Annotated in this window: 13 protein-coding genes and 1 tRNA gene; 4 read left to right on the forward strand and 10 right to left on the reverse strand. The window is 51.6% G+C overall.

From position 1 onward, the window contains the following. Positions 1-103 precede the first annotated feature (103 nt). Positions 104-1,501, reverse strand: a complete 1,398-nt coding sequence (gene mltD, locus FDP13_RS07045; protein ID WP_012768757.1) for a murein transglycosylase D — start codon at positions 1,499-1,501, stop codon at positions 104-106. Between the two features lie 70 nt (positions 1,502-1,571). After that, on the reverse strand, positions 1,572-2,327 hold the full coding sequence (gene gloB / locus FDP13_RS07050; RefSeq protein ID WP_143839101.1) for a hydroxyacylglutathione hydrolase: 756 nt from the start codon (positions 2,325-2,327) through the stop codon (positions 1,572-1,574). A gap of 45 nt (positions 2,328-2,372) precedes the next feature. On the opposite strand from gloB, the gene FDP13_RS07055 reads away from it, so the two are divergent. Then, positions 2,373-3,092, forward strand: a complete 720-nt coding sequence (locus tag FDP13_RS07055; protein WP_012768759.1) for a class I SAM-dependent methyltransferase — start codon at positions 2,373-2,375, stop codon at positions 3,090-3,092. Positions 3,093-3,119: 27 nt separating this feature from the next. Here the strand turns inward: FDP13_RS07055 and rnhA are convergent, their stop codons facing one another. Then, the gene (gene rnhA / locus FDP13_RS07060) at positions 3,120-3,686 is read right to left on the reverse strand and encodes a ribonuclease HI (RefSeq protein WP_027711235.1); all 567 of its coding nucleotides are present in this window, start codon (positions 3,684-3,686) and stop codon (positions 3,120-3,122) included. Between rnhA and dnaQ the strand changes: the two genes are divergently transcribed. Then, on the forward strand, positions 3,640-4,374 hold the full coding sequence (gene dnaQ / locus FDP13_RS07065; RefSeq protein ID WP_012768761.1) for a DNA polymerase III subunit epsilon: 735 nt from the start codon (positions 3,640-3,642) through the stop codon (positions 4,372-4,374). The genes rnhA and dnaQ overlap by 47 nt on opposite strands. 130 nt (positions 4,375-4,504) lie before the next feature. Further along, positions 4,505-4,581: transfer RNA gene (locus FDP13_RS07070), tRNA-Asp, on the forward strand. 51 nt (positions 4,582-4,632) lie between these two features. Here FDP13_RS07070 and nrdF read toward each other — a convergent pair. The 7 genes from nrdF to FDP13_RS07105 all read right to left on the reverse strand — a co-directional run bounded on the left by nrdF (position 4,633) and on the right by FDP13_RS07105 (position 10,782). Continuing rightward, complete coding sequence (gene nrdF, locus FDP13_RS07075; RefSeq protein ID WP_143839102.1) at positions 4,633-5,595, reverse strand: class 1b ribonucleoside-diphosphate reductase subunit beta; 963 nt, start codon at positions 5,593-5,595, stop codon at positions 4,633-4,635. Positions 5,596-5,635: 40 nt separating this feature from the next. Beyond that, complete coding sequence (nrdE, locus tag FDP13_RS07080; protein ID WP_143839103.1) at positions 5,636-7,783, reverse strand: class 1b ribonucleoside-diphosphate reductase subunit alpha; 2,148 nt, start codon at positions 7,781-7,783, stop codon at positions 5,636-5,638. After that, a complete protein-coding gene (gene nrdI / locus FDP13_RS07085) occupies positions 7,762-8,169 on the reverse strand; it encodes a class Ib ribonucleoside-diphosphate reductase assembly flavoprotein NrdI (protein ID WP_033576873.1) in 408 nt (135 codons plus the stop codon). The genes nrdE and nrdI overlap by 22 nt, the downstream gene beginning before the upstream one ends. Positions 8,170-8,179: 10 nt before the next feature. Beyond that, positions 8,180-8,413 (reverse strand): glutaredoxin domain-containing protein, encoded by a 234-nt coding sequence (locus FDP13_RS07090; protein WP_143839104.1) that lies wholly within the window; start codon positions 8,411-8,413, stop codon positions 8,180-8,182. 224 nt (positions 8,414-8,637) lie between these two features. Next, positions 8,638-9,432 (reverse strand): adenosylmethionine decarboxylase, encoded by a 795-nt coding sequence (gene speD / locus FDP13_RS07095; protein ID WP_012768766.1) that lies wholly within the window; start codon positions 9,430-9,432, stop codon positions 8,638-8,640. A gap of 30 nt (positions 9,433-9,462) precedes the next feature. Then, entirely contained in the window at positions 9,463-10,326 is an 864-nt protein-coding gene (speE, locus tag FDP13_RS07100; RefSeq protein ID WP_143839105.1) for a polyamine aminopropyltransferase, read from the reverse strand. A gap of 108 nt (positions 10,327-10,434) precedes the next feature. Further along, positions 10,435-10,782, reverse strand: coding sequence for a YacC family pilotin-like protein (locus FDP13_RS07105; RefSeq protein ID WP_012768768.1), 348 nt, complete (start codon positions 10,780-10,782; stop codon positions 10,435-10,437). Positions 10,783-11,022: 240 nt separating this feature from the next. On the opposite strand from FDP13_RS07105, the gene FDP13_RS07110 reads away from it, so the two are divergent. Beyond that, positions 11,023-12,630 carry an iron ABC transporter permease gene (locus FDP13_RS07110; RefSeq protein ID WP_033576813.1) on the forward strand — a complete coding sequence of 536 codons (1,608 nt, stop codon included), beginning with the start codon at positions 11,023-11,025 and terminating at the stop codon, positions 12,628-12,630.

The following is a 12,630-nucleotide window of genomic DNA, read 5'->3' on the forward strand; positions in this document are numbered from 1 at the left end:
CATCAAAAAATGATGAGGCTATTGTCGTCTACCCACTGGATCGTTCAACCGATCATTTGCTTAACCGATCGGTGTTACCCGAATAGGCGGTTTTTTGTTAGCGTCAGGAATCTGGTGACTGTTTTTTGGTGACGTACAATGTCAATCGATCACCTGGCTGAAGATTGGCATCTTTGATGACCGTATTCCAGCGCATGACATCAGCAATGTTAACACCGTGGCGTTTAGCTATGCTCGCCAGCGAATCGCCTTTACGAACCTGATAAGTAATCGAGTTCGACTTATTGCTTGCAATAGTACCTGCCGTCACAGGTGCTGTTACTTTGGCTACCTGCAATGTTTGGCCCACTTTCAGGGCGCTGCCCTTGAGGTGATTCCAGTTCTGCAGGTCCTGCGTGCGGATATTCATTCGTTTGGCAATGCTTGATAATGTATCACCAGTGCGAACTTTATATCCGACAGTGCGGGTTATAGCCATCGGCTGTGTAGCTTTTGCCGGCTGAACGGCTGTAATGTCGCCATCTGCCAATGAGTCTTTCAACTGCCCCACATGGGACTTAGGAACCATGATGTAGTGCGGTCCGTTAGGCGCAGTAACATCACGTGTGTAACCCGAGTTGTAACTCTTTAACTTGGTGACAGACAAACCAGCCAATTCAGCTGCTTGCGTCAACTCCATCTGCTGACCTAAATCAACACGTGCCAGAGCACGGTTTTCGTTAGGTTTAGGCAGTTCAACACCGTATTTTCTGCTGTGTTTAAGAATATCGCTTAGCGCCAACATCTTAGGCACATAGGTTGACGTTTCATAGGGTAACGCCAGTGCCCAATAATTCGTTGGACGGCCTTTGGCTTTATTCGCTTTCACCGCCTGCATGATGCGCCCTTCACCTGCATTATAGGCGGCTACGGTCAACAACCAATCGCCGTCGAACATGCGGTTTAGACGCTGCATCATATCTAATGCAGCGGTCGTGGATGCGACAACATCCCGACGCCCGTCATACCATTGGGTGTGTTTCAACCCATAATTTCGCCCTGTGCCAGGAACAATCTGCCAAAGCCCAACGGCGTTGGATGATGATCTGGCGTTTGGGTCAAAAGCGCTCTCCACTATGGGTAGCAGTACCAGTTCCATCGGCATCTTACGTTCTTTAATCTGCCCGACTATCCAGTACATGTACGGCTCTGCCCGTAATGTTACATCGTGGAGATAGCTCTTATTTTTTAAGTAACGCTGTTTTTGCTCGCGGATCCGGGAATTTTCCGGAACCTCCATCTTCAGCTCGTCGCCAATGAAGTTCCACAGATCTTGCTGCGCAAGGCTATCATCATCCAGCCATCGCGCACCGGTCTCTCGACCATCTGTGTACTTTCCTGCTTCACTTTGACCTGCCGAAGACAGACTCTGTCCATGCTGTCTGGGTTGAGAGGTGTCATTGGGTGGCACCTGGCAACCTGTCAACACGACCGAGGCGATGAATATCGCTTTAGTCTTCATATCTGTGTCAATAGTTGCTTAAAAGACAGACAATGATACTTTGATTGGCAATTTAGTACAACAAAAACCATTAAAAGTGGTCTTTCATAGCGCGTAAGTGCGCAAAAATCTGCCAATCGCCCTGGGTGTCCGTATTAATGGACAGTTTTCTTTTTAAATCAACGTCATGGCAACGTAAAAAAATGTTTATTCTTCGTTCCCGACCCAGTGTTGAGGGGAGGGATGATTCTCCTTTTTCACGTAATTGCCTGATTTTAAGTAGATAATCATGGATATCTGCATCTTCAGGCCAAACATGGTGAGCAAATTCCAGGTTGGACAATGTGTACTCGTGTGCACAACATATCTGGGTTTTATCAGGTAAATCAGCCAACTTGCTCAATGATTCGAACATTTGTTGTGCTGTACCTTCAAAAATGCGACCACAACCGGCAGAAAATAGCGTATCGCCACAGAACAGATATGGAGAGCTATAGTACGCGATATGTCCCGCCGTGTGGCCTGGTACGAAAAAAATAGAAAATTCCGAGCCGGCTGCAGTAATCGTGTCACCTGCCTGTACTGTATGTGTCGCGCCACATCGTTTAGTTTCCAATGGACCGTAAATTTGTATGCCGGGATAGTGATCCGCCAGTTGCCGTACGCCGCCGGTGTGGTCATTGTGATGGTGAGTCAACAGAATGGCTGCGGGGAATAGTCCATGCTTATCCAACGCCTGTAATACAGGGTGTGCATCCCCTGGGTCCACAATCACACATTGCTTTTTATCATTTGCCAGTAGCCAAATGTAATTATCGTTGAAGGCCGGTACACTGATAAGATTCATGCTGCATCCTCATTTTGATGATTAGCTTGCGGAAGATTCTAGAACATGAAGCCAGCACAAACATCTCAGAAGATCGTGCCGCCTGATAGTTGGGATTCGATCCCCTGGGGGCCGCACTATCTTCATACGCTGAATATGGCGCTGGCTCCCTGGTGGAGCCGAATATTCGGGTTTCATCTGCTGAAAATTGGAGGATTGAGTACAGCGATCGATAGCCAAACATGTACCATTCCACATCAGGTTAATGTCAGTCGAGAGCCTCTGGCGCATGTTATGGCTGATCCCTATCAGCTCCCCTTTGTCGAAAAATCGGTTGATGCCTGTTTGCTGGCTCATGTACTGACTTATGCTGCTGATCCTCATCGGGTTGTGCGTGAGGTAGACCGGGTTTTGATTAACGATGGCTGGGTCATTATCAGCGGTTTCAACCCGGTCAGCCTGATTGGTTTGGGGCGATTGGTGCCGGGGATGCGTCGTCGCCAGCCATATTGCAGCCGGATGTTCAGCCAAATGCGAGTGATGGATTGGCTGAGTTTGCTAAATTACGAGATTGTTCATCATAACAGCTTACAGGTGTTGCCATGGCGTCGGCCTGGCGAGGGCGCTTGGAGTAATACGCTGCCTCTGCTGGGATGCCTGACCTTGATTGTCGCGCGTAAGCGCACGATTCCATTGACGATGACGCCGAGCAAATCCTTGTTAAGGAAATCGCCGTTGCATCGCCCTGTCGGTGTGACGAAAAGTTATCGATGCCGACATGATTGAACGTAAGTCAGTTGTTTAGCGAGGAGTCTACTCAGGCTGGTAACCGATGTCGTCGAGCGTGGGTGTGTTGGCGGCCTGACGGGCCAATTCATCACAACGCTCGTTCTCAGGGTGACCTGCATGGCCTTTTACCCATTGCCAGTGCAAGGTATGGCGCTGAATGGCGCTGTCCAGCCGTTGCCACAGGTCGATATTTTTTACTGGTTTTTTCTCTGCGGTTTTCCAGCCGCGTTTTTTCCAGTTATGGATCCAACTGGTAATCCCCTGACGGACGTACTGGCTATCCGTGCTTAGCGTGACATCGCAGGGTGTAGTCAGACTTTCCAGTGCAACAATTGCCGCCATAAGTTCCATTCGGTTATTGGTCGTTAACCGGTAACCTGCACTGAGGGTTTTTTCGTGTTGCTTATAACGCAGGAGTACCCCGTATCCGCCGGGGCCAGGATTGCCGAGACAGGAACCGTCGGTGAAAATCTCAACCTGTTTTAGCATCTCTGGTAGACTCTTATTCATGGTCAAAAGCATAAGTCTGACATAAACGAAACCGATGAGCACTGTAATTACGCGACAAATCGTTCTTGATACGGAAACCACTGGTATGAATAAGCTGGGGGTTCACTATGAAGGACACAAGATTATTGAGATTGGTGCGGTCGAAGTCGTGAACCGTCGTCTGACCGGGCGCCACTTCCATGTATATCTGAGACCTGATCGTCTGGTAGACCCGGAAGCTTATAATATTCATGGCATTAGCGATGAGTTTCTGGTGGATAAGCCGACTTATGCTGATGTTGCGGATGATTTTCTTGATTTCATCCGCGGCGCTGAGCTGGTTATCCATAACGCGTCGTTTGATATCGGCTTTATGGACTATGAGTTCCGCTTGCTGGGTCGCGATATTCCGAAAACCGAGACCTTCTGCACCATTACCGACAGCCTGCTGATGGCGCGTCGGTTGTTCCCCGGTAAGCGCAATAATCTGGATGCCTTGTGCGACCGTTACCAGATAGATAACAGTAAGCGTACGCTGCATGGCGCGTTGCTGGATGCCGAGATTCTGGCTGAAGTATATCTGGCGATGACTGGCGGCCAAACCTCACTGGCTTTTTCCATGGAAGGGGAGGGTCAGCAGCAGGCGGTGCAAACGGAAACTATCCAGCGTATTTCACGCCCGGCATCGGCTTTGGCGGTGTTGTATGCCAGTGACGAAGAATTGATAGCGCATGAGCAACGGCTGGATCTGATTATGAAAAAAGGCGGCAGTTGTCTGTGGCGTAACTGAGTTCGCTGCCGTTGAACACAACGGCTTCATTGCGCTGAAAATGTAAGCAAACAGAAGTGTTTAGTGATAAAAAGCGTTGACGCAACCGAGGGCGGCCCGTAGTATTCACCTCGCTCACTGAGCACAGCGCGGTGCGGTAGTTCAGTCGGTTAGAATACCGGCCTGTCACGCCGGGGGTCGCGGGTTCGAGTCCCGTCCGCACCGCCAATTATTCCGAAGCCCTGAACCATCTGATTCAGGGCTTCTTCGTTTTTATATTCAGAAGTTCCAGTCTTCATCTTCAGTTTCTACCGCTTTCCCGATTACATAGGATGAGCCTGCGCCCGAAAAGAAATCATGATTTTCTTCTGCGCCTGGCGACAGGGCGGCGAGAATGGCGGGATTGACGTCGGTCATGTCGGCGGGAAATAGCGCCTCATAGCCCAGATTCATCAGTGCTTTGTTGGCGTTATAGTGCAGAAACTTTATCACATCACCGCTCCAGCCGACGCTATCGTACAGTTCATGGGTATAGTCCACTTCATTGTCATACAAGGTTTGCAGCAGCTCGTAAGCGAAAAGCTGTAAGTCACGCTGCTCTGGCGTACTTAGACGTTTTAATCCCTGCTGGTATTTGTAGCCGATGTAATAGCCGTGTACGGCTTCGTCACGGATGATGAGACGAATTAAATCGGCAGTATTCGTTAATCGGCCACGGCTGGCCCAGTACATCGGCAGATAAAAGCCGGAATAAAACAGAAACGATTCCAGAAAGACGCTGGCGATTTTCTTTTTCAGCGGTTGGTCATGCTGGTAGAGCGAGAGAATCAACGCCGCTTTGCTTTGCAGCGGCTTGTTATGTTCACTCCAGTGATAGGCGCAGTCGACTTCGTTGGTCAGACATAAGGTGGAAAAAATTGCACTGTAAGAGCGGGCATGAACAGCTTCCATAAAGCCGATGTTGGAAAGTACGGCTTCTTCGTGGGGGGTTAATGCATCGGCCATCAATGCAGGGGCTCCCTGGGTGTTCTGCAGCGTATCCAGCAGTGTCAGGCCGGTAAACACGCGTAGTGTGAGTTGGCGTTCAGCATCGGTTAATTGTGCCCAGGACGGCATATCGTTGGACAAGGCAATCTTCTCGGGCAGCCAGAAGTTGGCGGTCAGCCGATTCCAGACTTCCAGATCCTTTTCATCCTGTGGGCGGTTCCAATTGATGGCCTTGAGGGGGGACAACTGACTCATGTCATGATCTCCTTTTTTTATGCTGTGCGTCGGGCGAGTGCTAAAGCGAGCAGGATACACAGCCTTCAATCTCTGTACCTGCCAGCGCTTTTTGGCGCACTCGAATGTAGTACAGCGTTTTGATGCCTTTTTTCCAGGCGTAGATCTGTGCTTTGTTGATATCACGGGTCGTGGCGGTATCAGGAAAAAAGAGCGTCAGCGACAATCCCTGGTCGACATGCCGGGTGGCGATGGCATAGGTGTCGATGATTTTCTCCGGACCGATTTCATAGGCGTCCTGATAAAATCGTTGATTGTCGTTAGTCATGTATGGGGCAGGGTAGTAAACCCGTCCCAGCCGGCCTTCTTTACGGATTTCGATGCGAGAAACGATCGGGTGGATGCTGGCCGTAGCGTGGTTGATGTAAGAGATCGAACCCGTGGGCGGCACCGCCTGTAGGTTCTGATTGTAGAGACCGTAGCGCATCACCCGCCGTTTCAGCGCCAGCCAATCTTCCCGTAAGGGAAGCGCAATACCAGCGACCATGAACAGTTCGCGCACGCGTTCCGTGGCTGGCTGCCACTCCTGCGACAGATAACGATCAAAGAACACGCCGCTGGCGTACTGCGAATCGGCGAATCCGGCGAAGGTTTGGTTACGTTCTTGTGCCAACAGGCTGGAGGTGAGTAAGGCGTGGTAGGTCACGGTATAAAAATAGAGGTTGGTAAAATCCAGCGCTTCTTCCGAACCGTACAGGATCCCCTCGCGCGCCAGATAACCGTGCAGGTTCATTTGCCCCAGACCAATCGCGTGTGATTCCGCATTACCGGCGGCGATGGACGGCACCGCGTTAATATGGCTCATATCGGATACTGCCGTCAGCGCTCGTACGGCGATGGTCACCGAATGAGCCAGATTGCCGCCATCCATCACTTTGGCAATATTGAGAGAACCGAGGTTACAGGAAATGTCTTTTCCGACCAGACGATAACTCAAATCTTCCTGATATTCGCTGGCGCGGCTGACCTGCAGAATCTCCGAACACAGGTTGCTCATGGTGATGCGCCCGGCTACCGGGTTGTTGCCGTTCACGGTATCTTCGAACATCAGGTAGGGATAACCGGATTCAAACTGGAGCTCAGCCAGTGTCTGGAAGAACTGGCGAGCGTTAATGGTGCATTTGCGAATTTCAGGGTGGTTGACCAGTTCGTCATATTTCTCGCTGACGCTGATTTCCGACAGCGGCATACCGTATATCCGCTCAACGTCGTAGGGGGAAAACAGATGCATGTCCTGATTATTACGAGCCAGATGCAACGTGATATCAGGTATAACCACCCCCAGCGACAGTGTTTTGATACGGATTTTTTCGTCGGCATTTTCCCGGCGCGTATCGAGAAAACGCAGGATATCGGGGTGATGGGCATGTAGATAAACCGCCCCGGCCCCCTGGCGAGCGCCGAGCTGGTTGGCGTAGGAAAACGCGTCCTCCAGCATTTTCATGATAGGGATGACGCCGGATGACTGATTTTCGATACGTTTTATCGGTGCGCCGGTTTCGCGAATATTGGTCAGCATAAAGGCGACGCCGCCGCCGCGTTTGGACAATTGCAATGCGGAATTAACCGCCCGCCCGATGGATTCCATGTTGTCTTCAATACGCAGCAGAAAGCAGGATACCAGTTCGCCGCGTTGCCGTTTGCCGCAATTGAGGAAAGTCGGCGTGGCGGGCTGGAAGCGGCCGCTCATCATTTCATCCACCAGTTGTTGTGCCAGTTGCGCATCGCCCCGCGCCAGCGTCAGCGCCACCATACACACTCGCTCGCCATAGTTTTCAAGGTATTGGCTGCCGTCAAAGCTTTTCAGCGCATAGCTGGTGTAAAACTTGAAAGCCCCCAGAAAGCTTTGAAACGGGGAGCGATGTTCGACTGCGCGCTGGAACACGTCGATGATGAAGTCTGACTGGTAGCGCTCTAGTACTTCAGGCTCGTAATACCCTTCCTGCTGTAGCCAGCGCAGTTTTTCTTCCAAAGACGGGAAACGGCGGGTACGTGGTTGTACATGGTCGCGAAAGTAGCACTGGATAGCTTGATGATCGCGCTCAAACTGAATGCGGCCGTCGGCATCATAGATATTCAGCATGGCGTTGAGCGCGTGGTAATCCAGCTGGCTGGAAGGCGCTGCGGTCAGGAGTTCTGCTGTAGCCAAAATTGGGTTACTCCTCTGCGTACGTTGTCGACATCTTCCGGAGTTCCGGACAACTCAAAGCGATAAAGGCAAGGAACCTGACATTTGGCGGCGATAATATCGCCGGCAATGGCGTAGGCTGCGCCAAAGTTACGGTTCCCGGCGGCGATGACGCCGCGCAGTAATGCGCGGTAAGACGATTGATTCAGCAAGTGGATGACCTGGCGGGGCACCGCTCCACGCGTGCTTCCTCCGCCGTAACTCGGAACAATTAAAATGTATGGATTGACGATATCCGGCATGATCTCCCCGTTTTGCAGCGGTATCCGCATCGCCGGCAGCCCCAGACGGCTGACGAACCGATGCGTATTTTCCGACTGGCTGGAGAAGTAGACGATCGGATTCATCATCGTGGTCTCAGGCGGCCGCGACACGCAGTAAGCGGAGTTTATCCGGTCGAAAGCCGCACCAGTGCGTTTCACTGGTTTCTACCACCGGTAGCTGGCGGTAGCCGAGCGCCAGCACATGCGCTTGTGCCGGCTTATCGTCGGATATGTCTATCTTGTGGTAGGTGATGCCATAGCTGTCCAATGTCCGGCAGGTTGCGTCGCATTGCGGGCAATCCTTTTTGCTATAGATGCTAATGTTCATGATTCGTATTTACCTTTTGGCCGAAATGAGAACCTATGCACATATGGCCGAACGGAGGCGCTGATGCACAGCCATATTGGCGGCGATTACGTTCCGTTTGCCTGATAATGAATACTAGATTTGGTGTTTATTAATATCAACCACGCAATATATAGTGTTTTGTTGGGGTGTCGGGGGGCATTAGAAAGGAGAGAACCTGAGGGCCTGCACCCTCAGGGACGTGATCACACCGTTGCGATGTTTCTGCCGTAATAGATTTCCTGCATCTCGCGATACAGCAAGTTCGTGATGCGTTTACGTTCTTCGGGGCTAAGCTCTTCAGGACTGACGTTAAACAGGTAGTGCTTCAGGTCGAAATCCTTCAGCAACATTTTGGTGTGAAAAATATTTTCCTGGTAAACATTAACGTCCATCAGATGATAGAGCGATTTCATGTCGTCAGACATGAAGTTCTGAATAGAGTTGATTTTATGGTCGATGAAATGCTTGACGCCGTTAATGTCGCGGGTAAAACCGCGTACGCGGTAGTCAATGGTCACGATGTCTGATTCTAACTGATGAATCAGATAGTTGAGTGCCTTGAGCGGTGAAATGACGCCGCAGGTTGATACTTCGATATCGGCGCGAAAAGTACACAGGCCGCCGCCGGGGTGGCTTTCCGGATAGGTGTGCACGCAGATATGACTTTTATCAAGATGTGCGACAACGGAATTCGGCAGCGGGCCGGGGTGTTCGGAGGTATCCACATCACGGGGGTCCATCGGCTCTTCGCTGACCAGAATCGTCACGCTGGCGCCTTGCGGCTCGTAATCCTGACGGGCAATGTTCAGAATATTGGCGCCAATAATGGAACAGGTTTCACTCAGGATTTCTGTCAAACGGTTCGCATTGTACTGCTCGTCAATGTACGCAATATAGCCATCGCGATCGGCAGGCGTTTTAGCGTAACAGATATCGTAGATACAAAAACTCAGGCTCTTGGTCAGATTGTTAAAGCCATGTAGTTTCAGCTTTTGCAATTTAATTCACCCCCTTATGGATGCCGGTGTTCAGCGGGCGGCTGACAGGGCATTCAGTAAATATTGTGGCAGGGCAAAGCTGCCGATGTGAATAGCCGGGTTGTAATAGCGGCATTCGATTTCCGCTGCATCAAACCGTTGCTGCAGACTCTGTTGATCGATAGCGCGCAACGCCGGGTTATTACTGGCCCAGGCAAAAGTCATGATGCCGCCATAGTAGGTTGGAATGGCGGTCTGATAAAAACTGACGTCGCTGAAGTAGCGGCTCAATTTCTGATGACTGTTGACGGCCTCATCCTGTTGCAGGAAGCAGACGCCGTTTTGCGCCACAAAGACGCCCCCGTCGTTCAGGCAGCGAGCGCATCCCTGGTAAAAATCCGAGGTGAACAAACTTTCACCGGGTCCGATAGGGTCGGTACAGTCGGAAATGATGATATCGAACTTTTCCTGACAGGCGTTGACGAAGTTAACACCATCGTCAATCACCAGACGAAAACGCGGGTCATCGTAAGCGCCGGCGCTGTGATTCGGCAGATACTGGCGGCAGAACGACACGACGCCGGCGTCGATTTCCACCATGGTGATCTGTTCAATATTACGGTGACGGCACACCTCGCGCAGCATACCGCCGTCGCCGCCGCCGATAATCAGCACGCGTTTGGCGTTGCCGTGGGCCAGCAGCGGGACATGGGTCATCATTTCGTGATAGATGAACTCGTCTCGTTCGGTGGTCTGTACTACGCCATCCAGTGCCATTACCCGGCCCAGTGCGGCGTTTTCGAAGATGATCAGATCCTGATGGTCGGTTTTTTCATGATAGAGCACCTTTTCTATAGAAAAATACTGACCAAAGTTGGCATGTAGGGTTTCATACCAAATTTCTTTCCGGGACATGTTAGGGCTTCCTCCGCGATAACAGCCATGAAAATTGGCGCGCTATGATAGCTAACTCTCATGGCGCTTGCACGGTCAAATTTCACGCAATACGGAGGATTTTAGGCTTTACTGTGTATTAGCGAGTAAACTGAGAGAGTTTCGTGCCAGAGACTGGCATTTTTTCGGCGTAGGGATAGCGATGCCGCTCAGATCACGATAGCTGGCTTCACCGAGCGCGATCATATCGAATTGGTTGTAGTTGCTGAGATCCCAGCGGTTTTGTTGGGCGAAAACCACCAGCGCACGGCGGATCTGATCGTTGGGGAGATCCTTGTAACCGCAGTTATTTTTCAAATAAACGAAAATCGCAGTCAGATCGGCGAGGTCTTCGGCCTCGAAATCATTCAATGCCTTACTGGCGGAGGAGAAGCCCAACAATGAGAACAGGAGCAGCACCAGCGCGGAATGTTTCATAATTCAACCTGTTTTATCTTTCATTAGATGACGTTATCACAGTTACTGGCCCGGATTTCAAGTTTTATTCGGCGCAGTGTGATAGACGCAGTCGGCGTAGGCTTGCGCCGGGCGGATCAAACGGAGGGCGTATATGTGCAATGGCGTAATTACCGGCCATTTATCGGCGATTGATGCCATGACGTCAGCGTCAGGCTTTGATATTAATAGTGCAGTTTAAATTTATCGCACCGATTTCTCATGACTTCAGGTATCTGGCGCATCAGTAGTGTGCTGTTGGCGGGAATTCTTTTGTTTCCGTTGGTGGCCATCGTCGGCATGGCGTTTTTCGCTCCCGGCAACGCGATATCGGCGTTATGGCATACTCTGCCCGTTTATGGAATGAACACGCTGATGCTGGTGGCGGGCTGTGTGATTTTCAGTCTGCTGTTCGCGTTACCGTTAGCCTGGATGATGTCGCACTACCGCTTTGCCGGGCAAGTGTGGTTGCATCGGGCATTGCTGTTGCCGCTGGCGGTGCCGGGCTATCTGCTGGCGGCGGTATACGGCGACGCCCTGGGGTATGAAGGGCCGGTCAAGCAAACGCTGTACGCCTTATCATTCGTACCCCACATCGTGCCTCAGACATTCTGGCATCAGGTGGTGATGGTGATGTGTGCCAGCCTCTGTCTGGCGCTGGTACTGTTCCCCTATGTCTACCTGTTGGTACGGACTGCGTTGATGTCGCAATCAGCCAACTTACGTCAGGCGGCGTTGTTGATGAATCATTCCCGCGCTCAGGTTTTCTGGCGTGTGGTGTTTCCTATGGCGCGTCCGGCGATTGCGCTTGGCATGGTGCTGATGGCATCGGAAGCGCTCGGCGATTACGGCATTTCCGCTTATTTCTCGTTGCAGACGATGACCACGACAGGGCTGGATTTATGGCGAGATAAGTCGCAGCACGGCACGGCGGCATTACTGATGTCGTTATTGCTGCCATTGGTGTTCCTGATATGGTTTCAGGCGCGGCGTAGTCGTGCCCGTCAATTACGTTATCAGCAAATCGGCGGCGTGGGGACGAACAATTTACCGGTTTTACGCGGGTGGCGGTGCTTTCTGACGGTTCTGTTTGGCATCGGGTTGGTCGTCGTTGCGTTTGTCGTACCGGTTGGCCGGCTGGTGTGCTGGGCGTTGTTGTCTGACGCGCCTATCTGGAGCTTGCCATTCTTGCTGGCGTTTACCAGCAGCGTGATGGCGGCCGCCAGTGCAACGTTGCTGGTGATTGCGCTGGCGATAGTGTGTGTGTTTGATTTTCGCGCAACAGGTAACCCGGCGTACCGTAATCCGTTACGCTGGCTTAATATCAACCGGCTGTTGCCGTCCACCGCGTTAGGTATGGGGTTGTTGGTGCCGTTTTTGGCTGTGGATACCTGGCGCGCCTCGGCGGGTGGGGTGGTAGATGACCCTTGGGCTGGGTCGGTACTGGTGCTGATTCTGGCCTATTGTATGCGCTTTAGCGGCTTGTTGATTGACCGGATGCAAATTCGCATTTCCCGTCTGCCGGGTTCCATGAATCATGTCAGCCAGTCGCTGGGGTATACGCCCGTTCAGCGAGTGCTATGGGTTTATTTACCGCAGTTACGGCACTGCCTGATTGTCGGTGTGCTGCTGGTGTTTACCGAAAGTTTGCGTGAACTGAATGCATCACTGCTATTGCAACCGTTTGAGGTAGAAACGATGGCGACCTACGTTTTCCGCTTCATAATGGATGAGCGCTTGCCGTTGGTGGCGACTCCCGCGCTGATGCTGGTGGGCGTGGGGATGATCCCGTTGTTTGGGATAACCCGATTGATGAGAATGGAAGGATAG

It is taken from the genome of Dickeya sp. ws52 (assembly GCF_007210685.1).
In the GTDB taxonomy this organism is placed as follows: Bacteria; Pseudomonadota; Gammaproteobacteria; order Enterobacterales; family Enterobacteriaceae; genus Dickeya; species Dickeya chrysanthemi.